21 protein-coding genes are annotated in these 23916 nt (G+C 51.4%); 13 read left to right on the forward strand and 8 right to left on the reverse strand.

All coding sequences use genetic code 11. The annotated features are described in order from the left end of the window. The first annotated feature begins 5 nt into the window (after positions 1–5). The 3 genes from P4D80_RS07675 to P4D80_RS07685 are packed head-to-tail and all read left to right on the forward strand — an operon-like array spanning position 6 to position 4583. Positions 6–329, forward strand: a complete 324-nt coding sequence (locus P4D80_RS07675) for a hypothetical protein (RefSeq protein WP_421658419.1) — start codon at positions 6–8, stop codon at positions 327–329. Continuing rightward, a complete protein-coding gene (gene thiL / locus P4D80_RS07680; RefSeq protein ID WP_421658420.1) occupies positions 326–1399 on the forward strand; it encodes a thiamine-phosphate kinase in 1074 nt (357 codons plus the stop codon). Before P4D80_RS07675 ends, thiL begins: the two co-directional genes overlap by 4 nt. Before the next feature lie 49 nt (positions 1400–1448). Then, positions 1449–4583, forward strand: coding sequence for a UPF0182 family protein (locus P4D80_RS07685; RefSeq protein ID WP_421658421.1), 3135 nt, complete (start codon positions 1449–1451; stop codon positions 4581–4583). Between the two features lie 51 nt (positions 4584–4634). On the opposite strand, the gene P4D80_RS07690 is transcribed toward P4D80_RS07685, so the two are convergent. The 3 genes from P4D80_RS07690 to P4D80_RS07700 are packed head-to-tail and all read right to left on the reverse strand — an operon-like array spanning position 4635 to position 6913. Continuing rightward, complete coding sequence (locus P4D80_RS07690; RefSeq protein WP_421658422.1) at positions 4635–5768, reverse strand: glycosyltransferase family 4 protein; 1134 nt, start codon at positions 5766–5768, stop codon at positions 4635–4637. 11 nt (positions 5769–5779) lie between these two features. Further along, on the reverse strand, positions 5780–5977 hold the full coding sequence (locus P4D80_RS07695; RefSeq protein WP_421658423.1) for a hypothetical protein: 198 nt from the start codon (positions 5975–5977) through the stop codon (positions 5780–5782). 6 nt (positions 5978–5983) lie between these two features. Next, on the reverse strand, positions 5984–6913 hold the full coding sequence (locus P4D80_RS07700; RefSeq protein ID WP_421658425.1) for a DMT family transporter: 930 nt from the start codon (positions 6911–6913) through the stop codon (positions 5984–5986). A 576-nt stretch (positions 6914–7489) separates the two neighbouring features. On the opposite strand from P4D80_RS07700, the gene sppA reads away from it, so the two are divergent. The 3 genes from sppA to P4D80_RS07715 all read left to right on the forward strand — a co-directional run bounded on the left by sppA (position 7490) and on the right by P4D80_RS07715 (position 10104). Further along, the gene (sppA, locus tag P4D80_RS07705) at positions 7490–8329 is read left to right on the forward strand and encodes a signal peptide peptidase SppA (protein ID WP_421658426.1); all 840 of its coding nucleotides are present in this window, start codon (positions 7490–7492) and stop codon (positions 8327–8329) included. A 532-nt stretch (positions 8330–8861) separates the two neighbouring features. Beyond that, positions 8862–9293, forward strand: a complete 432-nt coding sequence (gene aroH / locus P4D80_RS07710) for a chorismate mutase (protein ID WP_421658427.1) — start codon at positions 8862–8864, stop codon at positions 9291–9293. Positions 9294–9309: 16 nt separating this feature from the next. After that, complete coding sequence (locus P4D80_RS07715; RefSeq protein ID WP_421658428.1) at positions 9310–10104, forward strand: MOSC domain-containing protein; 795 nt, start codon at positions 9310–9312, stop codon at positions 10102–10104. A 330-nt stretch (positions 10105–10434) separates the two neighbouring features. Here P4D80_RS07715 and P4D80_RS07720 read toward each other — a convergent pair whose 3' ends face one another. Together P4D80_RS07720 and bioF are read right to left on the reverse strand one after the other, a co-directional pair. Then, positions 10435–11598 carry a GuaB3 family IMP dehydrogenase-related protein gene (locus tag P4D80_RS07720; RefSeq protein ID WP_421658430.1) on the reverse strand — a complete coding sequence of 388 codons (1164 nt, stop codon included), beginning with the start codon at positions 11596–11598 and terminating at the stop codon, positions 10435–10437. Between the two features lie 28 nt (positions 11599–11626). Beyond that, complete coding sequence (bioF, locus tag P4D80_RS07725) at positions 11627–12832, reverse strand: 8-amino-7-oxononanoate synthase (protein WP_421658431.1); 1206 nt, start codon at positions 12830–12832, stop codon at positions 11627–11629. Between the two features lie 477 nt (positions 12833–13309). Between bioF and P4D80_RS07730 the strand changes: the two genes are divergently transcribed. The 6 genes from P4D80_RS07730 to polA all read left to right on the forward strand — a co-directional run bounded on the left by P4D80_RS07730 (position 13310) and on the right by polA (position 20627). Continuing rightward, positions 13310–13909, forward strand: coding sequence for a TetR family transcriptional regulator C-terminal domain-containing protein (locus tag P4D80_RS07730; RefSeq protein ID WP_421658432.1), 600 nt, complete (start codon positions 13310–13312; stop codon positions 13907–13909). Positions 13910–13989: 80 nt separating this feature from the next. Next, entirely contained in the window at positions 13990–14721 is a 732-nt protein-coding gene (locus P4D80_RS07735; protein WP_421658434.1) for a glutathione S-transferase family protein, read from the forward strand. A 156-nt stretch (positions 14722–14877) separates the two neighbouring features. After that, the gene (locus tag P4D80_RS07740) at positions 14878–16245 is read left to right on the forward strand and encodes an AmpG family muropeptide MFS transporter (RefSeq protein WP_421658435.1); all 1368 of its coding nucleotides are present in this window, start codon (positions 14878–14880) and stop codon (positions 16243–16245) included. Between the two features lie 309 nt (positions 16246–16554). Further along, complete coding sequence (locus tag P4D80_RS07745; protein WP_421658436.1) at positions 16555–16797, forward strand: hypothetical protein; 243 nt, start codon at positions 16555–16557, stop codon at positions 16795–16797. Positions 16798–16996: 199 nt separating this feature from the next. Next, positions 16997–17479, forward strand: a complete 483-nt coding sequence (locus P4D80_RS07750; RefSeq protein ID WP_421658437.1) for a GNAT family N-acetyltransferase — start codon at positions 16997–16999, stop codon at positions 17477–17479. A 232-nt stretch (positions 17480–17711) separates the two neighbouring features. Continuing rightward, positions 17712–20627 carry a DNA polymerase I gene (gene polA / locus P4D80_RS07755; RefSeq protein ID WP_421658438.1) on the forward strand — a complete coding sequence of 972 codons (2916 nt, stop codon included), beginning with the start codon at positions 17712–17714 and terminating at the stop codon, positions 20625–20627. A gap of 224 nt (positions 20628–20851) precedes the next feature. On the opposite strand, the gene P4D80_RS07760 is transcribed toward polA, so the two are convergent. From P4D80_RS07760 to def, 3 genes are all read right to left on the reverse strand, one after another. Next, the gene (locus P4D80_RS07760) at positions 20852–22261 is read right to left on the reverse strand and encodes a PrsW family glutamic-type intramembrane protease (protein ID WP_421658439.1); all 1410 of its coding nucleotides are present in this window, start codon (positions 22259–22261) and stop codon (positions 20852–20854) included. Between the two features lie 71 nt (positions 22262–22332). Further along, positions 22333–22530 carry a hypothetical protein gene (locus tag P4D80_RS07765; RefSeq protein WP_421658440.1) on the reverse strand — a complete coding sequence of 66 codons (198 nt, stop codon included), beginning with the start codon at positions 22528–22530 and terminating at the stop codon, positions 22333–22335. 93 nt (positions 22531–22623) lie between these two features. Next, positions 22624–23187: a peptide deformylase gene (gene def / locus P4D80_RS07770; RefSeq protein ID WP_421658441.1), complete on the reverse strand. Its 564-nt coding sequence runs from the start codon at positions 23185–23187 to the stop codon at positions 22624–22626. 219 nt (positions 23188–23406) lie between these two features. Here def and mscL point away from each other — a divergent pair, with 219 nt between their 5' ends. Beyond that, on the forward strand, positions 23407–23838 hold the full coding sequence (gene mscL / locus P4D80_RS07775) for a large conductance mechanosensitive channel protein MscL (RefSeq protein WP_421658443.1): 432 nt from the start codon (positions 23407–23409) through the stop codon (positions 23836–23838). Positions 23839–23916: the final 78 nt, after the last annotated feature.

Raw genomic sequence — 23916 nt, forward strand, 5'->3', positions numbered from 1 at the left:
ATGCCATGGCTATTCTTGAGTGGGTCTTCATCGCTGGAGTTTGCTTGCTGGCCAGTTCAGCCCTGATTCGATCAATTAGCAACAATCAACAAAAGCAGCGGCTGGAAAGAGCCTTCTACTACCTGCTAGAAGCAGAGAACGGGTGTCTTTCCCTGATTCAACTAGCTGTAGAGGCAAAGGTGGATGCGGAGACAACCAAGCAATTTCTCGATACTCAGGTTAAGTACTTTGGCGCAGAGATCGAGGTAGATGCGGATGGGGACACCTTTTATCGATTTCCAAAACTCCGCAGAACGCCCCTGAGTGAAAAGCCAGGGGATGAGTGGTGAGGGACAGAAACAGCGGGCAGAATTTGCTGGTTTGGGATGTAGGGGAGCAAGGCTTACTCAGGCGTTTACAGTCCTTTTGTCCGGCAGAACTGGTGGGGGATGATGGGGCGGTGTTGACGCCGTCACCGGGGCGATCGCTAATTGTTACATCAGATGTCTTGGTAGATGGGGTTCACTTCAGTGACCGAACCACCCGTCCGGAGGATGCTGGCTGGCGAGCGGTGGCGGCTAATCTATCAGATTTGGCAGCGATGGGAGCCTCACCCCTGGGCATTACAGTTGGGCTGGCAGTTCCAGGAACCGTCCCCGTCACCTGGATAGAGCGGCTCTATCAGGGGATGGTGGACTGTTTACAAACCTATGGAACGGCCATTGTCGGAGGGGACGTGGTGCGATCACCAGTCACCACAGTCGCGATTACGGCCTTTGGAGAAGCTGATCCCACCCGCATCATTCGCCGCTCCGCCGCCAGACCCGGCGATGCCATCCTGGTTACTGGTATTCATGGTGCCTCCCGTGCTGGCCTGGAACTTTTGCTGCACCCCGAATTAGGGCAGGGGCTTGAACCCAGCGATCGCGCTGCCCTGATCCAATCCCATCAGCGTCCCAATCCCCGCTTGGATGTGTTGCCGATCCTGTGGCAGGTTTGGGGAGCAGGGGGGATGAGCCGATCTACCCTCCCTTCCCCTCCCTTCCCTACTCCCCACCTTGCCGGAATGGACAGCAGTGATGGTCTGGCTGATGCGATCGTCCAAATCTGTATGGCCAGTGGAGTTGGTGCCAGGGTAGAGCGAAGTCAAATTCCGCTTCCGCCTGCTCTGGTGGCGTGGGTAGGGGCAGACAAGGCCCTGGACTGGGCACTGTACGGTGGGGAAGATTTTGAACTGGTGCTTTGCCTGCCTTTAGAGGTGGCTCAACGGTTGGTGAGCACGCTAACAGGAGCGACCATTGTTGGAGTGATCACTGCTGAACCTGGAATTGTTCTGGTTGATGCTGACAAAAACCATGCAGAGATGCCATTGTCACTTGAACAGGGATTTCAGCATTTTGAAAGTACCTTTGAACGCTAGACTTTAGACAGTTCAGGTTCGTTCGCTATCTACGCGACAGGTTTATGCCATGAAGAGGCGGGTACCTAGGCTCCTTGCTGTATTTCTAGGGCTGCTGCTGGTAGCCTGGCTAGGTTGCCGTTTGATTGCGGAGATACTGTGGTTTCAGGCATTGGGCTATCTTCCCGCTTACTGGCTGCGGCTACAGTCGAAGGTAGTGATTTGGGCGATCGTCAGTTCAGCCAGTCTTTTCTTTTTACTAAGCAACCTGCACCTGGCTCAGCAGTTAAAGCATCACAGGCTGGAGATGGGAGGCAGGCAGAGAACAGGAAAAGTCCCTGAACCCATTACTGAAACGGGAGTCTGGAACTTTCAACGAAGACCGTCAGCAAAATCATCGGCTAGCTTCTCACTGCCAACATCCTACTTTCTTTCCCTTCCGTTTCGGTGGCTGCTTCCCCTGGTTCTGGGGCTGAGCTTGTTTTTAGCTCTACTTACCCTTCACTACGGCCAGGTGGTGTGGAAGTTGTGGTTGCTGCCACTGGATCAGCCGGGGACGCTGCCTTCTATACCAGGCCGCTTTCGACCTGAAACGGTCTGGGAAATGATTCAGAATTTAATCTTTCCGAGGGATTTCCCGTTCATTCCCTTTTTGGGCATGGGGTTGTTGATTTTGGGTGCGATCGCCCTGTTGATTTATTCCAGGGTTCTTCTCAGGGTGATTGCCGTGATCCTGAGTGTTGCGCTGGGTGCAGTACTGTCCGCTAACTGGGGAAAGATTTTGCAGTTTTTCCATCCCACCCCCTTTAACCAGACAGACCCCCTATTCTCCAGAGATATCAGCTTTTACATTTTTTCTCTTCCGTTTTGGATACTGCTGGAATTTTGGCTGGCGGGACTGCTGCTCTATGGGTTAGCCGCCGTTACGCTTACTTACCTGCTGTCGGGGGATAGCCTTAGTCAGGGGTATTTTATCGGATTTTCGCCTATGCAGCGGCGGCACCTGTGTGCTCTGGGGGGAGGTTTGATGCTGGTAGTGGCTTTGAGCTACTGGGTAAGTCGCTATGAATTACTCTACTCGCCCCGGGGCGTCGTTTATGGAGCCAGCTATACAGATATTCGAGTGGTACTGCCAGCCGATACAGTACTGAGTTTGCTGGCAGTGGCGATCGCTCTTTTCCTCTTCTGGCAAGCATTTAGGGGCTTACCCAAAAATGGGAGCAAGGTTGCTGGCAATGGCTTCCGGCTCACGGGTACGCAGAAGGTTCGCCCTTACACGCTAATTTTGCTCTGTGGCTATGTGGCCCTGGTGGCGATTGCTGGTTCCCTCTTGCCTGACATCGTTCAGCGTATAGTGGTGCAACCTAACGAGCTGGCACGGGAAAGGCCCTTCATCCAGCACAACATTGCCCTCACCAGAGAAGCTTTTGACCTGGAAAGTATTGACGTCCAGACCTTTAATCCCCAGGGCACGCTTACCTATGCCGCCCTGCAAGAGAATAACCTCACGGTTCGTAACATCCGCCTGTGGGACACGCGTCCCCTGTTGCAAACGAATCGTCAACTCCAGCAGATTCGGCTTTACTACCGCTTCTACGATGCTGATATTGATCGATACGCTTTCGACAGCGAGGAAGCAATCTCCCCCTCTTCCCCAACTTCCCTTGCTTCCCCGGTTCCCTCCGAAAACCAGCAAGTCTTGATCTCTGCCCGTGAACTGGACTACAGTGCGGTTCCGCAAATTGCCCAGACCTGGGTTAACGAACACCTGGTTTACACCCACGGTTATGGCTTTACCCTGAGTCCCGTTAACCAGGTGGCAGAAGGTGGGTTACCCTACTACTTTGTTAAAGACATTGGAACAGGGGCAGGAACCGTGGATGCTGGGGCATTGAATACCTCTAGCCCACTCATTCGCAAACGAATTCCCATTTACCACCCCCGCATCTACTACGGTGAATTAACCAACACCTATATCATGACAGGGACGCGGGTGCAGGAACTGGATTACCCCAGCGGCAACGAAAACATCTATAACATCTACGACGGTTCAGGGGGGGTAAATATTGGTCCGCTCTGGCGACGCTGGCTATTTGCCGTCTACTTAAGGGATTGGCAAATGGTTCTGACCAATAACTTTACGCCCAAGACCAGACTGTTATTCCGCCGCAATATTAACCAGCGCATCCGGGCGATCGCTCCTTTTCTAACCTATGACCGGGATCCCTATCTCGTGGTAGCAGATGTAGAAGGCACCTGGGAAAACGGACAGGAGAAACGGGTGAATTCAAACGCCTCCGGTTCCACAACCCCCAACTATCTTTACTGGATCGTAGATGCCTATACAACGAGCGATCGCTATCCCTACTCCGATCCCACCCAACTCCCTAGTATTGGCTCGTTTAACTACATCCGCAACTCGGTCAAGGTTGTCATTAATGCCTATAACGGTTCGGTCAATTTCTATGTAGCAGATCCCAGAGATCCAATTATTCAAACCTGGTCAGCTATTTTTCCCAATGTGTTTAAGCCATTGGATGATATGCCAGCCGTTTTACGAAGCCATATTCGTTACCCCATTGACCTGTTTACAGCTCAGTCTGAGCGGTTGATGACCTATCACATGACCGATCCACAGGTTTTCTACAACCGGGAAGACCAGTGGCAGATACCCACCGAAATCTATGGTAATCAGCCACAACTGGTTGAGTCCTATTACCTGATTATGAAACTGCCATTTGCGGCAACGGAAGAATTTATCCAACTGCTTCCTTTCACACCACGAGCCCGGACTAATCTGGCAGGATGGCTGGCCGCCCGCTCTGATGGAGAGAACTATGGTAAGTCACTGCTCTATGTTTTTCCTAAAGAACAATTGGTTTTTGGAATCGAACAAATTGAAGCCCGGATCAATCAAGATCCGGTAATTTCGCAGCAAATTTCGCTGTGGAATCGTCAGGGATCTCAGGCAATTCAGGGAAATCTGCTGGTCATCCCCATCAACCAATCCCTACTTTATGTGGAACCCCTATACCTGGAGGCTACTCAAAATAGTCTGCCCACCCTGGCAAGGGTCATTGTTGCCTACGAAAATCGAATCGTTATGGCCGCAACCCTGGAGCAATCCCTGCGAGCCATTTTTGAGCCAGAGCGGCCTACAACTCCAGCCATTGTGCGTCCGGTAGAGCAGTTAGGTGGGGAGTGAGGTAAGAGGAATGAGGGAGTGATAGGGGAATGGGGTGATAGGGTGAGTTTTTTACTCCATCACCCTCCCACCCATCCACTCATTCACTCCTTTTCCTCTCTGGCTCCTGGCTCCTGCTATCTCTGCAAACCATTGCTCCAGGCGATCACCCATCGCTGCCAGGGAGTAATCGGCTTCGGCCTGCTGGCGGCAGGCATGGCGGTCTATCTGGTCAAGTCGGGCAATTGCCTGTACCAGTCCATCGACACTATCCGGTTCTACCAACCAGCCGGTTTTACCATCGATAATGATTTCGGTAGGGCCGCCTCTTCGGTAAGCGATGACGGGAACTCCACAGGCGATCGCTTCCATGGCCACATTGCCAAACGCTTCTACCCAGCGCGGTGTCATTATCAGTGCCCGGCACTTTCCCAGTTCCTGTTGCAGCTGATGGGTAGGCAAAAATCCCTCATAGCTAACAGGGGCATTGGGGAACTGATCGCAGATATCATGCCAGTAGGGAGCATCTTGCAATATACCCCAGATTTTCAGTTGCATTCCAGTCTTTTGGGCCGCCGCGACTGCATCCTCCAATCCCTTCTCCGGGGCAATCCGACCCACCCAGCCCAGGTAGTCAGCAGGCTCAGGACAGAACTGATAGAGGGAGAGATCCAACCCATTGCCAATAGGACGACAGCGTTCTGAAAAGGGAAAGGTTTCTGCCTGAGCCTGGGTGTGAACAGCAACGGTATTGGGAAACTGAAGGGCGACTTGCCCAATGATCCGATCCATGGCCTCAGTGAGCGACCCCATACTGACCAGGTGAGCGATGGGACACCGGAAAAATGGGGTCAGGTAAAAGGGAAGCCAATCGTAGGCAAAGTTCAGCAGCAAATCATACTCATCCTGTACCTGGTGGGCATAGTCCCACATATTCGCCAGGACTGGATCGGGCGGCAGAGTAATCAAAGCATCTCGCCCCTCGCTTTGGGCGGTGGTTTGTAGCTCACCGGCAATTTCCACCAGTGGGAAAGACGCGCAGATCGAACCCGCAGGAGCCACAATTTTTATTCCATGACCCCGCTGGGATAAAGCTTTGGCAATGTTATGGATAGTTAATTCTACACCACCACCCAGACCAGAACCCAGCGGTCCAACGGGGGTTGATAGCAGGAGGATGTTCAACGGATAGTTGAGGACGGGCACTATCAAACAAATTATTTGTGCTCAGTGACGCGTACAGGCATCTTGGGAAAATTTACGATGGCAGATTCTGCCTGAGGCAGATGGTTGGCTTCTGAGGCTGACCTTTTCTGAAACTGGCTGATTTTTTCGGAAATGACATCCCGCTGATTAATCAAATAGATGCTGGCCAAAGTTAAGCCGACTCCTACCGATTGAATAGGGCTCAACATTTCCCCTTAAAAGAGATTGCCAAACATGAGGGCAAAAACAGGTGTCAGGAAAGTGAGGGAACTGAGGCTAGTGAGGCTGCCGCTGGCCGCAAAGTAGAAGAATAGACCGTAGGCGATCGCGCTACCAAACACGGTGGAATAGCCCATTGCCGCCCAGTTTAAGAGATCCAGATGAACAATTTGTGCTGTTTCAAGTTGAGAGGAGAGGGCAAACAGCGGCAACCCCCCCAGGATCATGTGCCAGCCTGTAGCCGTTACCGGATCGGCATGATGGCTAACATATCGCATCACCACCGTACCAACCGCCATTGACAGAGCCGCAAGTAGCATCAACCATTGCCCGTTCTGAAATAGATCACTCAGCAAATGGGCTCCCCCTTGCCACCCTTCAGGGAGGGAGTGATTTTGTAAAACAGCCAGAATCCACTCATCAGGCAATCCCAGAAGGCTGATTCCAGTAACCCCCAGGGCCAGCCCCAACCATCCCCACAGCCCAATCTTTTCACCAAACAGCCAGAGTGCCATGAGAGCAACTGCCAGGGGTTGGGAATCAATCATGACAGAACCCAGACCGGCTCCCGTTCTAACTAGACCCTCCGCCAGAAAGCCCTGAAATAGAGCACCATCAACCAGGGCAAAAAAGGAAATCCACAGCCATGCCAGCCAGCCCCTGGGTTGCGGCCTGCCCATTACTATGCCAGCTAGCAGCACCAGCAGACCCGCAGGCACCAGACGAACCCCCGCCATGAATAGAGGAGTTGTGTTGGGAATTACGCCCTTCATGGCGACCATTGCCGTTCCCCAGAGGAAGAAGGGGGCAATCAAAAGCAGCAGGGAGAAGGGCAATCTCTGTGTGGCAAGTTTTGAATCCATGAGGAAGCAACCTGGATAAATGGAGCGAACAATGGTGCGATCGCTTTCTGAAATTGTACACAATCTAAAGTTATGTTAAGTAGTTTGAATCACTATCTTTTCTGGTGTAGCGATAACTGCCAGGCTTAGGACGGGGTGCAGGGGGAGGAACCCCTGGCTGGGGGCGAAGCCCCCACACCCCCTTAAAACCAATGTCCTAAGCAACCTGGCGACAGCCATAACACGATTTTTCCAATCAATTAGCCAAGATTTTAGAGAGGGGGAAAGGGGGGCAAAGTCGTCAGAAAAGTGGCAGAATAGCGCTTCCTGGCAAAGTTGCTATCTTCCTGCTGGAATAAGGCAAACTAGAGATGAGTATCGGGTAGGGAGCACCTGCTCCTGAACTCTGAATCCCATCAGTTTAGAGCTTAATGAACTGCATGGGAATTCAGACCCCTTTCCCTATTCGCTTTCCTGTCTGAACAGTGAGTCACTGGGGTCTACCCCGCCCCTGATTAACAACTGAAAACTATCCAATCAGGGCAGGCAGGGAGTCCTTATCCTGCCCATCTATTCATCCCCTCATCCACCCCCTCCCCCCTCCCTCCTTTCTAACAACTAACATCTAACAACTAACAACTAACAACTAACAACTCTGCTATGGTCTGGTTCCTCAAGCCTCGCGCTCGTAAACAAATTGCCCGTATTGAAATCACAGGAGCGATCGCCGGGTCAACCCGAAAGCGCGTTCTAGAATCTCTAAAACTGGTTGAAGAGCGAAAATATCCGGCCCTGCTGGTGCGCATAGACAGTCCTGGTGGTACGGTTGGCGATTCCCAAGAGATATATACCGCCCTCAAGCGGCTCCAGGATAAAACAAAGGTCGTCGCTAGCTTTGGCAATATCTCCGCTTCCGGTGGAGTTTATATCGGCATGGGTGCCCCCTACATCATGGCCAACCCCGGCACGATTACGGGCAGCATTGGCGTCATCCTGCGCGGCAACAACCTGGAACGGTTGCTGGAGAAAATTGGAGTTTCGTTTAAGGTGATTAAATCGGGTCCCTACAAAGACATTCTGGCCTTTGACCGGGAACTCACCGACCCAGAGAAAAATATTCTGCAAGAGTTGATTGACATCAGTTATCAACAATTTGTGCAAACTGTCGCCGAAGCTCGGAAACTTGCTGTTGAAACGGTTCGTAGCTTTGCTGATGGGCGTATCTTCACCGGGCAGCAAGCACTGGAACTGGGAATTGTAGACCGTCTCGGTACTGAAGAAGATGCTCGCCGCTGGGCCGCAGAACTGGCCGGATTAGACCCCGAAAAAACCCGCTGTATCACCCTAGGAGAACGGAAGTCGATTGTCAATCGAGTGCTTTCCGGGGAGCAGAGTGCCTTTAGCCAGTTGGCTGTGCTATCTGGAGTGGCCGCTGGGATGGAGTGGCTGGAATTTGAACTGGAAACGAATGGACTTCCTCTCTGGCTTTACCGACCTTAATGGAAAAATGGGGTCAGTCTCTATGGAAGCAAACTTTTCCTGCCCCAGGGTAAAGGCGGGTTCTTCCCCAATAGAAGTATTTTGTCGAGAATGAAGAGTCGAGGAACCCCTTCATTCCTAAATGAAGCAAAATCTCAAAACGCTTAAGTCGCTATAGCGATCCTATTTGGATTGTGAGAAGGAGTTGCTGCGGAACTCCTTCTCACAAAGCCTCTCCATCTCATAACTGATTTAAGACTGCTATAGAAGCAATTAAATTGAGGATGATTTCGGGGGTGGAGGGAGGGGGTGAAATTGCCTGGTGCAGCCCCCACTCCCCGCTCTTAACAGTCAATTATGGCTATCTACTTATCTCATAAAAGTAATTATGGCTATCTACTTATCTCATAAAAGCTGGAAATGCAGGCAGGGAAGCTTGTTTACAAGAAATCTCCTGGTTCTTCCCGGCTAACATGGGCAAATTTTTCGGTAAGATGACGGCGTTCCTACTGACGTTAAACCGTTTTTCAGACAAGATTGAGATCAGAACGTTGTGAGATTTACTAGCGGAGGATTGGGCGTGGGCTGGCGAGTTCGAGCTATTCGAGGAGCAACAACTGTCTCAGAAAATTCTGTAGAGGCAATCAGGGAAGCTGTCCATGAATTGCTGGATGAATTAGAAGCTCGAAATAATCTCGATCCCAATGAAATCGTGAGTGCTACGTTTTCGGTCACACGCGACCTGGATGCTACCTTTCCAGCAACCATTGCCCGGGAACGTCCCAACTGGTCAAATGTGCCCCTGTTTGACGTGCAGCAGATGCATGTAGAAGGAAGCCTGCCCCGCTGCATTCGCTTTCTGATCCATTTCAACACCCCCAACCCGGATGTTGAGATTTATCACCCTTATTTGCGTCAGGCAAGGAGCCTTCGTCCTGATTGGACGCTGGCTCAAGCCGCGCTGGCGAAAAAATCGATGATGTAATCTTGCTGCATGATTAATGCCTTACCTAGCTCAGATTTCTATTTTTCCGATTAAATCGCTGGATGGAGTGCTGGTTCAGGCCGCAACAGTGCTGCAGAGTGGGGTACTGAAGGGCGATCGCGAATTTGCCATAATCGACGCTCAGGGCAACTTTGTGAATGGTAAGCGCAATGCCAATGTTCATCGCCTGCGCTCTGCGTTTGATCTGGTAGCCCGCACCGTCTCCCTTCGGGTTGAGGGCACTTCGGAGACTGAAACTTTTCATCTGGATGGCGATCGCGCTTCTCTAGAAACCTGGCTGAGTGAGTACTTTGGCTTTCCAGTCCAATTATTGCAAAACCTGGAGTTAGGTTTTCCCGATGACACCCTTTCACCTGGGCCAACTGTCATCAGCACAGCAACTCTACAAACTGTAACTGGTTGGTTTCCAGGTTTAAGCTTAGAAGACACCCGACGACGCTTCCGAACAAATCTTGAAATTGCCGACACCGAGCCTTTTTGGGAAGATCGTCTGTTTAATGGGGTAGATAGCACCCAGCCATTTCAAATTGGAGCCGTGCAGTTGGAAGGAGTAAATCCCTGCCAGCGCTGCGTAGTCATCACACGAGATGCGCTCACAGGGCAGGCCTACCCTGGGTTTCAGAAAGTCTTTACCTCCAGACGAAAAGAAACCTTTCCAGCCTGGGCCAATTCTTCCCGATTTAACCACTTCTATCGATTAGCGGTGAACACTGTCGTTTCTCCTTCCCAGGCGAACAAGGTTCTGAAAGTTGGAGATCCGGTTGGATGGCAGGTGCCATGCGATGAATAAGGAATTGAGAAGTCAGAAGCCAGAAGTCAGGAGTTAGAAACAATTCCACTTCTGGCCTAAATCTTTTGCGCTTTAAAGAAGGAACCGCCCGAACGAAAACGTTCAGGCGGAGTGTGGTGTGAGGAGTGAACGGAAACATGCGTCTCCGCTTTCTCTATTTTAGACGACCCATTTCGCTTTTCCAGGGTTTCTTAAGAAGAGTAGAGAAACTCTTAAGAATTAGATCAGAATGTTCAGGAGAGAAATATTCATCTCTAACTTGAAAATAGAACCCCTGATTCCCTTGACTCCCTTTTTTTCATTCGTGGCGCTGTATGCAGTTCATTGTGGCTACTTACCCATCCCAAGCTGTTGAGCTTTCTGGTAAACCTTTCCTTCTGTCAGTAGTGATGGAGCAATAACCACTTCAACCTGCTGCATCTCTTTGATATTTTTTGCACCCAAGGTGCCCATGCTGGTTTGCAGGGCTCCCAGGAGGTTGTGGGTGCCATCGTCTAGCTGGGCAGGTCCGCGCAGAATTTGCTTCAGAGTGCCCGTGGTGCCTACCCGAATGCGGGTACCACGAGGCAAGACGGGGCTGGGAGTTGCCATTCCCCAGTGATAGCCTCTTCCGGGAGCTTCCTGGGCGCGAGCGAAGGGAGAACCGATCATTACTCCATCGGCACCGCAGGCGATGCACTTACAGATATCACCACCGGTAATCAGTCCACCGTCGGCAATGATGGGAACGTAGTTGCCGGTTTCGTAGTGGTAGTCCTCACGGGCAGCGGCACAATCCGCGATCGCCGTTGCCTGAGGAACCCCCACGCCCAAGACTCCACGGGAAGTGCAGGCTGCTCCGGGCCCAATTCCAACCAGGACACCCGCTGCCCCTGCCTTCATCAAATTCAGGGCAACCTCATAGGTGACACAATTGCCCAGCACCACTGGAATCGGCATCTCCTGGCAGAAATGGGCCAGATCCAGGGGCGTAATAGATTCGGGCGACAGGTGTGCTGTTGAGACAACAGTTGCCTGCACAAAGAACAGATCGGCCTCTGCCCTGGCAACCACCGGTCCATACTTGACGGCACCCGCAGGTGTGGCGCTGACGGCAGCAATTCCCCCCTGCGCTTTAATTTCTCGAATGCGCTGTTCAATCAATTCGGGTTTGATTGGCTCAGCATAGAGGCGTTGCATCAAGATGACAAACTCTTCCTTTCCGACTGATGCAATCTCATCCAGGATGGGATTTGGGTCTTCATAGCGAGTCTGAATTCCTTCCAGGTTTAGCACTCCCATCGCGCCCAGTTTGGAGAGTCCCACTGCCATCTGCACGTCCACCACACCATCCATCGCACTGGCAATAATGGGAATTTCTCGTTCGATGCCACCGAGACGCCAACGAGTATCGGTCAGAGATGGATCGAGAGTGCGTGGTCCCGGAACTAGTGCAATTTCATCAATACCGTAGGCTCTACGGGCAGCTTTGCCCCTTCCAATTTGAATTTCCACTGTTGTTGCGTCCCCAAGTCTATTTAAGTTAGGGTAACAAATTTTGAAGGTTGCTTCTCAGTGCAGTAATGAACTGTTCCAGATGAGCAAATTTATGGGTTGCCATGACGGTTATGCGCAGCCGACTAGTGGGAACCGTGGGAGGACGAACGGCGGAGGCAAAAATTCCCTGCTCCAGGAGCGATCGCCCTAATTGTAGCACGGTGGTAGGATTGCTGACCTGAATGCAAAGGATAGGGGAAGCAGAGGGGAGGAGGGAGGGAGGGGTGGTGCCATGTACAAGCCCTAATTCATCAATTAGGGCTTGTTTCAGCCAGTGGACGTTTTGCCAAAGTTGGGTGCGCCGTTGCGGTTCTTGCTGGATGATCTGGATAGCGGCCATGGCTGCGGCGGTGTCTGCGGGAGACAGGCCAGTGGTATAAATCCAGCTTGAGGCACGGTTTCTCAGGAAATCAATCAGGTCGGCGGAACCGGCAACGTAACCTCCCAGACTTCCCACCGCTTTGCTGAGCGTTCCCATTTGAATTAGGGGACGCCCGGTACAGCCCATCTGTTCAACGCAGCCTGCACCGCTTGTTCCCAAAACTCCCGTTGCATGGGCTTCATCTACCAGCAGCATGCAGCCAAATGCTTCTGCCAGATCCTGTAACTGCGGCAGGGGGCAGAGGTCGCCATCCATGCTGAAAATGCTATCGGTCAAAATCAGGCAGCGGCGGTAATGGGTTCGCTGTTCCTCCAGCATCTGCTTTACCTTCTCCATATCCCCGTGAGGATACTCTAAAATTGTTGCCCTACTGAGGATAGCGCCATTTTTCAAGCTGGCATGGTTGTATTGATCTGCCAAAATTAGGTCGCGTTTGCCGACCAGAGCATTGATGGTTCCTAGATTGGCCAGGTAACCTGAACTGAAAACCAGGGCATCTTCGGTTTGTTTGAGTTGGGCGATCGCCCGTTCCAGTTCCCGATGCAGTTCCCGGTGTCCGCTGAGCAAACGGGAACCTGTGCTACCTGTTCCATATTCTTGAACAGCAGCGATCGCGGCTTGAATCAACCGTTCATCCCCTGCCAGCCCCAAATAGTCGTTACTGGCGAAGTTAATAACGGGTTTTCCTTCTAGGTACACCACCGCCCCAGGACGCCCCTGAATCGTTTTCACAGAACGATGCCAGTCTGCCTGGTGAATGGTTTTCAGAGCCTGTTCAATCCAGGTATAGGGCTCGGTTTCAGAACTCATTTGTCTCATCCCATCCTCTTTCTAGAAATTCGCCTTTCCCGACATGGAAAGCAGAGTTTTATAGCTGCCGCCAGGTTGCTCAGGACACTGAGGTTAACGGAGTGTAGAGGCTGCATCCCCAGCTAGGGGTCCACCCCTGCACTCCGTCCTCAGCCTAGTGACAATAGCTATAAGTAGCTGGACGCAATTAAATGAAGGATAATTTCAGGGGTGGAGGAGGTAAAAAACCTGCCTGGGGGCGCAGCCCCCACTCCCCTCTTTACAATTAATTGTGGCTATCTACTTATCACTTCAGAGAGCCTTTCCTAGGACAGAAACCTTGTTTTTTCCTATCCTTTCCGCTAACTTTAAACAGACCGATCGGTCTTTCAGAGTTTCCCAATCAGCACAATCAGCGAGTGGAAAGCTGAGATTTTCATGAAACCCAACACCCACAAAGGTTATACTCCGCTGATTCATTCTGGCGTTTAAGTTTAAATGTCAAAAGCTCAAACAACCAAAGCACATATTATTGAGCAGGCAGCAGCCCTGTTTAACCAGCAAGGGTATGCCGGTGCGTCAATGTCAGACCTTATGCGTATTACAGGTTTGCAGAAAGGTGGTATCTATAACCACTTCCGTAGCAAAAATGAACTCGCATTGGAAGCATTTGATTTCGCGGTTAACTGTGTACAGCAGAAATTGCAGGAGGCTTTGAAAGGGAAACGTCATGCGGTGGATCGCTTGATTGCAATCCTCAGCGTTTATGAGCACATGTTAGATGATCCACCTGTTCAGGGTGGTTGTCCAATCCTGAATACTGCGATTGAAAGTGATGATACTCATCCAGCCTTACGCAAACGAGCCCAACTGGCAATGGATGGATGGCGCAGTTTGATTCAGCGAATTGTCAATAAGGGAGTTGAGCGTGGTGAATTACATTCAGCCGTCGATCCTGAGGCTGTTGCCACAATTTTGATCGCAACCATTGAAGGAGGGGTGATGCTAAGCAAACTGTATGGCGATGCTTCCTATTTGGAGAAAACGCTAGATTACCTCAAAACTTATATTCAACGTCAACTAACAACGTCCATCTAATTTTTTTTGGGCTGAGACAGACCGATCGGTCTTTTTGCTGTTCGCATTTCTTTCACTGTTCTCACTGGTACAAAATTCCTATGTTGAAGCTTTACTATGCCCGTCCTTCTGTTTATTCCCGTCCCGTGTGGTTAGCTTTGCTGGAAAAGCAGCTTCCGTTTCAGTTGATTCCGGTTGATTTAAGTGGCGAACAATTTGAACCGGAATTCCTGACTCTGAATCCCTTTAGCCACGTCCCAGTTTTGGTAGATGGTCATTTTCGGGTGATTGAGTCTCTAGCTATTTTGGATTACTTGGAAGCGCGGTATCCTGATCCACCCCTTTTGCCCTCAGATGCCATAGCTGTGGCGAAGGTTCGGATGGTGCAACTGGTCGCACTGAATGAATTGCTACCGGCGGTGATTAAACTACTCGTTCACGATGAGGGCTTAAGCGAGAAGCCAGAAGAGTTGGAGTATGCTCGACTGCGCGCAATCAATACCCTAAATTTTTTGGAGAACCTGTTGGGCAATTCCACTTATTTTGCTGGCAATCAGTTGACTCTGGCAGAGATTGTTGCTGGAACACTCATTTATCGAATGCCAGCCGTGGGAATTGCTTTGAGCAATTATCCAAGACTGAATGATTGGTCTGAGCGATTACTGTTACGCCCGACCTGGCAGCAGATTGAACTCAGTTCAGAAGAGTGGAGCAGTTTTAAGCGTCATATACGGGTAATTCCGAGGGTCTGGGAACGTCGTCGCCGTCAGCGCATGAACGCTTTATCTCAGCAGCAAATTCTTGCAGAGAATAGCCAGTCACTAAGCTTATGACGGGGTGCAGGGGTGGAACCCCTGGCTGGGGACGCAGCTTCCACATCCCTTTAAACCCAATGTCCTAAACAACGTGGCGACAGCTAGAGATTGTTCTGGGCTGTGGCATGATGACTGCATGCTGCTGTCGCTTGTTTGTTAGCTGCTGTCTGAGTTGTGAAAGAAATTCAATCGCTGCTGCGTGTATTTCAGAGCCAGAAGATGGCAGCAATTTTGCTGCTGGGTTTCTCGTCTGGTTTACCGTTTGCTCTGACCGATGACTCCTTCCGTGCTTGGATGACCAGAGCTCAACTGGACCTGAATACCATTGGCTGGTTCAGCCTGGTTACGTTACCTTATTCGCTCAAGTTTCTCTGGTCACCGTTTTTAGACCGTTTTGTTCCACCCGCTCTGGGACGCAGGCGCGGTTGGATGGCATTGTCGCAGGTGGGACTGTTTTTCGTCATTCTGGCGATCGCCGTCCAGATGGCAATGATTGTGAATCAGGAGGCGGCATCGCGATCGCTGAGTCTACAACTGCTGGCCCTGACTGCCCTGGGGATTGCTTTTTTGAGTGCTACCCAGGATATTGCGATCGATGCTTACCGTGCCGATATCCTGGAACCGCGAGAGATGGGAGCCGGAGCCTCTCTCACCATTCTGGGCTATCGGATTGCTTTGCTATTAACCGGGTGGATTGCTTTTAACCTGGCTGATCGCCTCACCTGGCACTGGGTCTATGGCCTCATGGCATTCTTGATGCTGGTAGGATTGTGTGTTTCCTTCTGGGCACCGGAGCCCATTCACCGCGATCGCCCCCCAGAAACATTAGAACAAGCCGTTGCTCAACCCTTTCTTGAATTCTTTCGCCGCAAGGGCTGGCAATACGCCGTGCTCACTCTCCTCTTCATCATTCTGTTTAAGTTAGGTGATGCCATGGTTGCCAAGATGGCTGTTCCCTTTCTGGGTGGGAAGGGGCTTGACTTTGCCGATGCCACCATTGGCAATATTCGGCAAGGAATGGGATTAATTGCCACCATTGTTGGAACCCTCGCAGGTGGGGCATTCCTCAGCCAGCTTGGGATTAACCGCTCCCTCTGGATGTTTGGAGGGCTGCAAGCCATCAGCAATCTGGGATATTTTGCCTTAGCGGTAGTGGGCAAAAGTTACCTCGCCCTTGTCCTGGCAGTGAATCTCGAAAATTTCTGTGGTGGGTTGGGGACGGCTGGTTTTCTTGGCTTTTTGATGAGCCTCTGCAATCCTCGCTTTTCGGCCACTCAGTTTGCCCTGCTATCCAGCTTGATGGCCATTGGTAGAGACTTTTTGGCAGGTCCGGCCAGTGGTGAACTTGCCCAACGACTGACGCAAGCTCCCCTACAATCCATCCCTATCCTGTCAGGAACCGCTCAACCGGGATGGGCACTTTTCTTTCTCATTACCCTGGTAGCCGCTGTGCCTGGACTTGCCCTGCTACCTTTCTTCGCGCCCTGGAATGGGGAACCCAACCACAATTTTAATTCCTCTAATGAGGATAATTTTGACTAGCAGGACTTACGCATTTTGCCAAAACCTTGGAGGTTTAAGCGCCGATGTGGGTCATAAAGTGCAGCTTCAGGTTAAAACCTCCAGGTTTGCGTAAGCCCTATAAGTAGCTAGGCGCAACTAAATGAAGGATAGTTTCGGGGGTGGAGGGGGTTTCACCCCCTGCCTGGGGGCGCAGCTCCCACTCCCCCCTTTACAAATTAATGATGACTACCTACTTAGAGATAAGATAAAGAAGGAATTCGTCACAAATCTTGAGTAAAATCTCAGAAAACTCTATCTTTATTAAAAAGCTTTTACGGTTGTATCCCTATGGCTTTCTTCCGGCAGTACGTTGCTCCCTTTTTGATTGTGCTCGTCTTTCTGGTGGCGCTGGTGGCAGTCAGTTCCCGGATCTTTCTGCCCACAGATATGGCGGCTCCTGCCCCGGTGGAGGAGTCCAGTCCAGCAAAGGCAGTTGCTCCCCCATCAGACTCTCTTGCTGACTTACCACCATCCCTTTCAACCCTGATTCGAGGGTTGCCAGATGATGTTGTCGTTGCCGAACGGCTGTAAATCCTGAAATACTTAAATCCTGAAATACTTTTTGAAATATCTCTGAAAGATTGAGAGACATCATCCCGTTTCCCGTCAAACCCATTTCCCAGGTTCCCAATCCCAGGGGGTGTAGTAGCGCTCAAATCGTAATGATTTTTGAGTTCAGTATTGGTAGTGTCTAGCGCTGCTACCAATAGCTCTTGAGGTCTATAGGGTCGTGTCAAGCTCACTACCTCCGGGCTATCGGCTTTATCCAGGTTCCAGTCTGGATCGGGCCTTGCTACTGAAGTTTATGCAGCAAACTTACGAAGAAATGGAATCGGGGGAAAGTTATTCTCATCTGGCTTTAACGGTTGATCAGTATCTTTCCCAGGAAACGCCGCTTTGGTGGGTAGAGGTTTCTGATACTGAAATTTCTGGGGTGCAAAAACAACCTGTTGCCTGCTTGTGGATGGGTACTGCCATTGACCAGCTCAGGGGCGATCGCCACACCCACATTTTTTTGCTCTATGTTACTCCAGAACACCGTCGCCGAGGGTTGGGAACTGCTCTCATGCGACAGGCCGAAGAGTGGGCAAAGATCAGGGGCGATCGCCAGATTGGGCTTCAGGTTTTCCAATCCAATCAAGCGGCGGTCAACCTGTACCAGAATTTGGGCTACCAGACCCAGGCGCTTTGGATGGTAAAGCCTTTGCGGTGATTTATTAGGTGAGGGGTGAGGGAGTGATAGGGGGATGGGGTAGGAGAGTGGAGGGGTGGATGAGTGGAGGGGTGATAGGGTAATCAGGGGTTTGTCAATTTTTTGTGGCAATCCTGGAAAGGGGGTCGAGGGAATCCCCCCTTCACTCATCTACTCATCCACCCCTCCACTCCCTCACTTCCCCACTCCACACTCGATACAATAGGGCTTGTCCTCCCACCGTCACATCCCCTTGGCTGCTAACGATTCTTCCCAAACCAAACCGCTTCTAGTCCTGGTTGATGGACATTCCCTGGCATTTCGCTCCTACTTTGCCTTTGCTAAAGGGCGAGATGGTGGGCTGCGAACTAAGACGGGCATTCCCACCAGTGTTTCTTACGGGTTTTTGAAAGCTCTGCTGGAAACGATGGAGGCGGAGAAGCCGCAGTATGTGGCGATCGCCTTTGACATGGGTGAAAAAACCTTCCGCCACGAGGCCGACGAAACCTATAAGGCTGACCGACCCGATGCGCCAGAAGATTTCCTGCCTGATCTGCAAAACCTGCAAGAACTGTTAGCGGCTTTGAATCTGCCCATGCTCACGGTTCCTGGTTACGAGGCTGATGACATTATTGGTACGCTGGCACGCCGGGCAACTACCAGTGGCTTCCGGGTCAAGATCTTGAGTGGCGATCGCGACCTGTTTCAGCTCATCGATCCTGACCAGAACACTTCTGTTCTTTACATGAGCACCACCTACGGCAAAGGCACCCCGCCGCCAAAGGAGTTTGGTCCGGAGCAGGTAAAGGAAAAACTGGGTATCCTGCCGCACCAGGTTGTTGATTTCAAAGCGCTCTGCGGAGATACTTCCGACAATATCCCCGGTGTCAAAGGAATTGGAGAAAAAACCGCTGTCCAGTTACTGAGCGAATACGGCAGCCTGGAACAAATCTATGCTTCTCTGGACAAGATTAAAGATGCGGTCCGAAAGAAGCTGGAAGCGGGTCAAGAAGATGCCAGACGGTCCCAGTATCTGGCTCAAATTCATCTGGATGTACCCTTAAACCTCGATCTGGAAGCCTGCAAAATCCACGATTTTGACGATGAAACCCTGCTTCCTCTCCTGGAAAAACTAGAATTTAACTCCTTTCTGGGCAAGATTCGCCAGTTGCACCGCCAGTTTGGGGACACTAAGGATGATCCATCTGAGGCCAACGGGTCAACTGCTATTCCCGCACCCGCCTACGAAGACACCGACCTCTGGTTCTTCACCGCCGAAGATACTGAAGCGGCTCAAAATGAAGTGCCCATTGAAATTACACCACGCATCATCAACACACCCGAACAGCTTGCAGAACTGGTCAAGCAGTTGCAAACCCATACCGATGCAGAAACGCCCGTTGCCTGGGATACGGAGACAACGGCTATTGAACCCCGTGATGCCGAACTGGTTGGAATTGGCTGCTGCTGGGGCGAAGGGCTTTCCGATATGGCCTACATTCCCATCGGTCACGCCAGGGGAACCAACCTGGATAAGGCTACCGTTCTGGAGGCGCTGCGTCCTATTCTGGAAAGTGCCGAGTACCCAAAAGCGCTGCAAAACGCTAAGTTCGATCGCCTTGTTTTGCGGTGTCAGGGCATCCATTTGCAGGGTGTGGTGTTTGACACGATGCTGGCAAGTTATGTGCTGAACCCAGAGGGCAACCACAACCTGACCGAACTGAGCCGCAACCATCTGGGAATCACCGCTATGTCCTACACGGAACTGGTACCCAGGGGCAAAACCATTGCAGATGTAGACATTCCATCGGTAGCGAACTATTGCGGTCTGGATGTTTACACAACCTTTCTGTTGGTGCCTAAACTGCGGGCCAGGTTAAATGAAACTCCTGCTCTATACCGCCTGCTTCTGGACGTTGAACAACCCCTGGAACCCGTTCTGGCCGAGATGGAATACTACGGGGTGCGAATTGACCAAGACTATCTCAAGAATTTTTCAAAGCAGCTAGAAAGCGACCTGAAAGCGATTGAAGACCAGGCTTACGCTGCCGCAGGCGAGAAGTTTAACTTAGGCTCGCCCAAGCAGTTGAGTGATTTGCTGTTCGAAAAGCTGGGGTTGGATAAGCGGAAGTCCAGAAAAACGAAGACAGGCGGCTATTCGACCGATGCAGCCACACTGGAACGATTAGAGGGGGACCATCCTGTTGTTACAGCCATCACCGAGTACCGCACTCTCTCCAAGCTGAAATCGACCTACGTGGATGCCCTGCCCAATCTGGTGCGGGCAGATACGGGACGGATTCACACCGATTTCAATCAGGCCATTACCTCAACGGGTCGTTTATCCTCCTCGGACCCCAATTTGCAAAATATCCCCATTCGGACGGAGTTCAGTCGCCAGATCCGGAAAGCATTCATTCCTGAACCCGGTTGGGTTATGGTGGCGGCGGACTACTCCCAGATTGAACTGCGGATTCTGGCCCACCTGAGTCAGGAACCTGTGCTGCTGGAAACCTACCAGCGGAGTGAAGATGTTCATAAGCTTACAGCCCGGTTGCTACTGGAGAAGGATGACATTACCCCCGAAGAACGCCGCCTTGCCAAAATCATTAACTTTGGGGTGATTTACGGCATGGGTGCCCAGCGGTTTGCACGGGAGGCCGGAGTTAAACAGGCCGAAGCTAAAGCATTCATCGAGCGGTTTAATGAACGCTACTCCAGAGTATTTCAATATTTGCAACAGATGCAGCGGGAGGCGATCGCCCATGGCTATGTCGAAACCATTCTGGGCCGTCGCCGCTACTTCAACTTCAGCAGCGAATCTTTACGAAAATTGCGCGGCACCGACCCCAACGCGATCGATCTGAGTAAGGTCAAAGTCCGCGATCAGTATGATGCTCAGTCTCTACGAGCGGCGGCCAATGCTCCGATTCAGGGTTCTAGTGCCGACATCATCAAAGTTGCTATGGTCAAGCTACACGACCTGATTCAGTCCCGCCAGGCACGGCTACTCCTGCAAGTCCACGATGAACTAGTGTTTGAAATGCCACCGGATGAATGGGAAATGTTGCAGTCTGAAATCAAATCCACTATGGAAACAGCGGTAAAACTCACGGTGCCCCTGGTGGTTGAGATTCGCGTGGGAGATAACTGGATGGAGGCAAAGTAAATAGCTAGGCGCGATTATAGCGGTAGTCATTGTGGTTAGGACGGGGTGCAGGATTAGAGCCCCTGGCTGGAGGCGAAGCCCCCACTCTCTCCCTAATTCCAATGTCCTAATGCACCCGCTTAGAGCCATATCAGTTATAGCAATAGCCACCAGCCAGAACGGGGTGCAGGGGTTCCACCCTTGGCCGGGGGCGCAGCCCCCATTTCCCTCTTTACAATTAATTTTTATTGATAAAACCGGGTGGCGAAATTTTCCTTTCGCGTCGGCGAGATTTCCCGTGCCTTCAAAATAGCAGCTCCCAGAAAAGCGTAAGACAGCACCCCGACAACGGCTAGAAGCACCGGACTGATCGTGCCCGTCACGTTCCAGAGGGTGTGAAGTAACGATGCAGTCAGATAGCCCACCAGCAAAATGCGCCAGCGATGGCGGGGTCGTAACACACTGAGTCCAATGAAATACCCTAGATAGCCACTGTAGGCCATATGCCCGGCAACCGACCCTAAAACACGGGGAATCAGCAGTTGCAAACTGGCAAGCTGGGCAGCTCCTTCTCCAGCAGTGAGGGTGGCTTTGTAAATATCAGGAACATACTGCCCCAGGGTTTCCACCAGGGTAAAACCAACTGCTGAAGCGCTTCCCAGCAAAATTCCATCCAGGGGTTCGCGGACGCCATACTTTTCCCGCCAGGGCGATCGCAGCATCATCCCAAACAGGCAGGTACCCAGCACCGGAACCGCCTTCAGCAGTTCTTCCATCAACCCTGCCCCAAAAAACATTTGGACTAATAACACCGGAAAACTGACAGAGGTATCATCCTTAGGAATATCCCCCGGCAAAAGGTCACGGAATATGTAGATAAAGAGGGACAGTACCGGACTGATCAGAATCAAAACAGTGATAGCCGCCGATGCCATCAGCAACCACCAGGGTTTGTGCTTACCGCAAAGCTGGTAGATGAAGTAGTAGGCCGCCCCTGCCAGATAGCCAGCCAGCAACATGTTAAATAGCTGGGGCGTACCCACCGAAAGGAACAGAGACACTACAAAGGCAACCGTGGTGATGCCTGGCATTAAATAAGCCTTGGTAGTCAGGTGCCGTCCGGTTGAAAAAATCGGAAATAGCTGGGTCAGGCTGACGTGTTCGTGCTCCCGGGGAGGCGGTTTCCTGGTCGGAGGAGGTTCAGTCAGGCGCAGAGGCGGTTTCCGAATCGGTAGGGCAGGGAGTTTAGCGCCCTTTTCTGGCAAAGGTTCGGGTACGGGGTCAGCACTGATTTCGCATTCAAACAAAAACTCCGGGCCATTTTGCCCCAGCATGATGCGATCGCCCGCTTGCAATACCTTGCATCCCTTCACCCGCTGCCCATTCAAATAGGTGCCATTAGCACTCCCCAAATCACAAATCTGCCAGAACCGCCCATTACTGGGGTCATCAAACCCCATCACTGGACTCACCTCAGCGTGCCGCCGCGAAACAGCACGATAGAGCAACGGATCCAGCACAACCTCACAGCGGGGGTCACGCCCCAGTGCCATACTCTCCGTCACCGACAACGGGTAACGGGGCTGCTTTTGCTCCGGGGAGTTGGGGTGAGGCAACTGCCGAAGGAATGCGATTGTGTTAGCCTTTCCTGTCATTCGTTAAAAGCAGGCGCGGGAAATCTGATTGTTCACCAATCTACAATCTATACTCTTTACTTTTGATTGGCTTACTTCTGATTGGCTCGCGCATCCTTCACGGCTACTAAAAAGAAAATCACCACCAGCGGAATGCTGACTGCCAGAATAATGCCTGTGGTCAAATTACCCAACTCTGGCTCACCGGAAGACAGTTCAAAAACAGAACCAACGGCAGCGATCGCCGTAATGCAGGAGCCAGCCAGAAACACACCGCTTTTCGGAGTCACCTCAGTTTCTTCCCTAAACAACACACAAAAACTCTGAGAGCCAGGAGTCCAGGAACATCAAAACCTCGTCATTCCGCCACTCAAAACTCTCCCCTATCCTATTGGTTGCACGGCTCGCGTAGAAAATCCATGCTTAACCAGTTCCTGATCCAGCAGCAAACGATTCTCTACTCGATCCACAAACAGAACGCCATTCAAGTGGTCAACTTCGTGCTGAATGCAGCAGGCAAGCAAACCTGATGCTGAAAGCTTCTGGGGACGACCATTCTCATCCTTATAGGAAACCTCAATCGCCGCTGGTCGTTTTACATCCAGGTAGACGTTCGGAATACTGAGACAGCCTTCCTGCGTCACCGAAACATCCGAACTCACCCTCGTAATCACCGGATTAATCAAAATCAGGGGAGGAGCCGCTGCCTCATCTGGCTGAACATCCACCACAATCAACTGCTTGTGAACCGCAACCTGAGGAGCCGCCAGACCAATTCCATCAGAACTGTACATGGTTTGCAGCATCTCGCGAATGAGTTGCTTAATCTCCCCATCCACCTTGGCAACCCGCTTAGCAGATTGCCGCAACACGCGATCGCCCAAATGATGAATCTCCAGGGGCGGCTTCGCTATCTTCTTCTTTTCAACCAAAACCTCAGCAGTCATGAACCTGTCACTCGCAGTTATAGAAAAGGATATCGACGTTCTTAGAATTTCCTACCAACACCTTGGCAGAAAAACCATCCACAAAATGATGAACACACCGCTAAATCTCGGAATGATTCCGCCTTAGTTCTATCTTATCAACCTTAGCAGTTGACCAACAGTGTCTGTATGATTCCCGTATCGAAACATAACTTCATGATTAAAGAGGATAATCAACCTATGGCACGTGAAAAGGGAGGCTTTTGGTCCGATTTCTGCAAATTCATTGCCCAGGGCAACGTCGTAGACCTAGCAGTTGCAGTCGTTATTGGTGGTGCATTCAGCAAAATTGTCGAGTCATTTGTGGCAGACATCATCACTCCCACCATTCTAAACTCGGCCTTAAAGGCAGCGAACGTTGAGAACTTACAGGATCTGACAGTCCCTGGTACTGCCATTAAGTACGGTTCTTTCCTGGCAGCAATTATAAACTTCCTGGTGATTGCCCTGGCTCTCTTTATCGTCATTCGGACCTTTGAAAAGATGAAGCGGAGAGCTGACCGCCAGCAAGCCATTGAAGAAGCCGCCCCCCCTGACCCAGTCGTAGTGCAACAGCAAACCGCAGACGCACTCAACCGCTTAGCCAGAGCTATGGAGGCGCGGGGAATGTAGGGTGGAGGAGTGATGGGGTGATGGGGTGGATGGGTAGATAAGTGGAGGGGTAGATGAGTTTCATCCACTCATCTACCC

Origin of the sequence: Leptothermofonsia sp. ETS-13, assembly GCF_049200465.1 — a bacterium.
GTDB lineage: Bacteria > Cyanobacteriota > Cyanobacteriia > Leptolyngbyales > Leptolyngbyaceae > Leptothermofonsia.

Bases quoted from the DNA above. Each gene is read 5' to 3' on its own strand.
- mscL (WP_421658443.1), top strand. From the start codon at position 23,407: ATGGCACGTGAAAAGGGAGGCTTTTGGTCCGATTTCTGCAAATTCATT.
- bioF (WP_421658431.1), bottom strand. From the start codon at position 12,832: ATGAGTTCTGAAACCGAGCCCTATACCTGGATTGAACAGGCTCTGAAA.
- def (WP_421658441.1), bottom strand. From the start codon at position 23,187: ATGACTGCTGAGGTTTTGGTTGAAAAGAAGAAGATAGCGAAGCCGCCC.
- sppA (WP_421658426.1), top strand. From the start codon at position 7,490: ATGGTCTGGTTCCTCAAGCCTCGCGCTCGTAAACAAATTGCCCGTATT.
- P4D80_RS07695 (WP_421658423.1), bottom strand. From the start codon at position 5,977: ATGTTGAGCCCTATTCAATCGGTAGGAGTCGGCTTAACTTTGGCCAGC.
- P4D80_RS07760 (WP_421658439.1), bottom strand. From the start codon at position 22,261: ATGACAGGAAAGGCTAACACAATCGCATTCCTTCGGCAGTTGCCTCAC.
- P4D80_RS07715 (WP_421658428.1), top strand. From the start codon at position 9,310: ATGCCTTACCTAGCTCAGATTTCTATTTTTCCGATTAAATCGCTGGAT.
- P4D80_RS07745 (WP_421658436.1), top strand. From the start codon at position 16,555: ATGGCTTTCTTCCGGCAGTACGTTGCTCCCTTTTTGATTGTGCTCGTC.
- P4D80_RS07730 (WP_421658432.1), top strand. From the start codon at position 13,310: ATGTCAAAAGCTCAAACAACCAAAGCACATATTATTGAGCAGGCAGCA.
- P4D80_RS07685 (WP_421658421.1), top strand. From the start codon at position 1,449: ATGAAGAGGCGGGTACCTAGGCTCCTTGCTGTATTTCTAGGGCTGCTG.
- P4D80_RS07675 (WP_421658419.1), top strand. From the start codon at position 6: ATGGCTATTCTTGAGTGGGTCTTCATCGCTGGAGTTTGCTTGCTGGCC.
- P4D80_RS07735 (WP_421658434.1), top strand. From the start codon at position 13,990: ATGTTGAAGCTTTACTATGCCCGTCCTTCTGTTTATTCCCGTCCCGTG.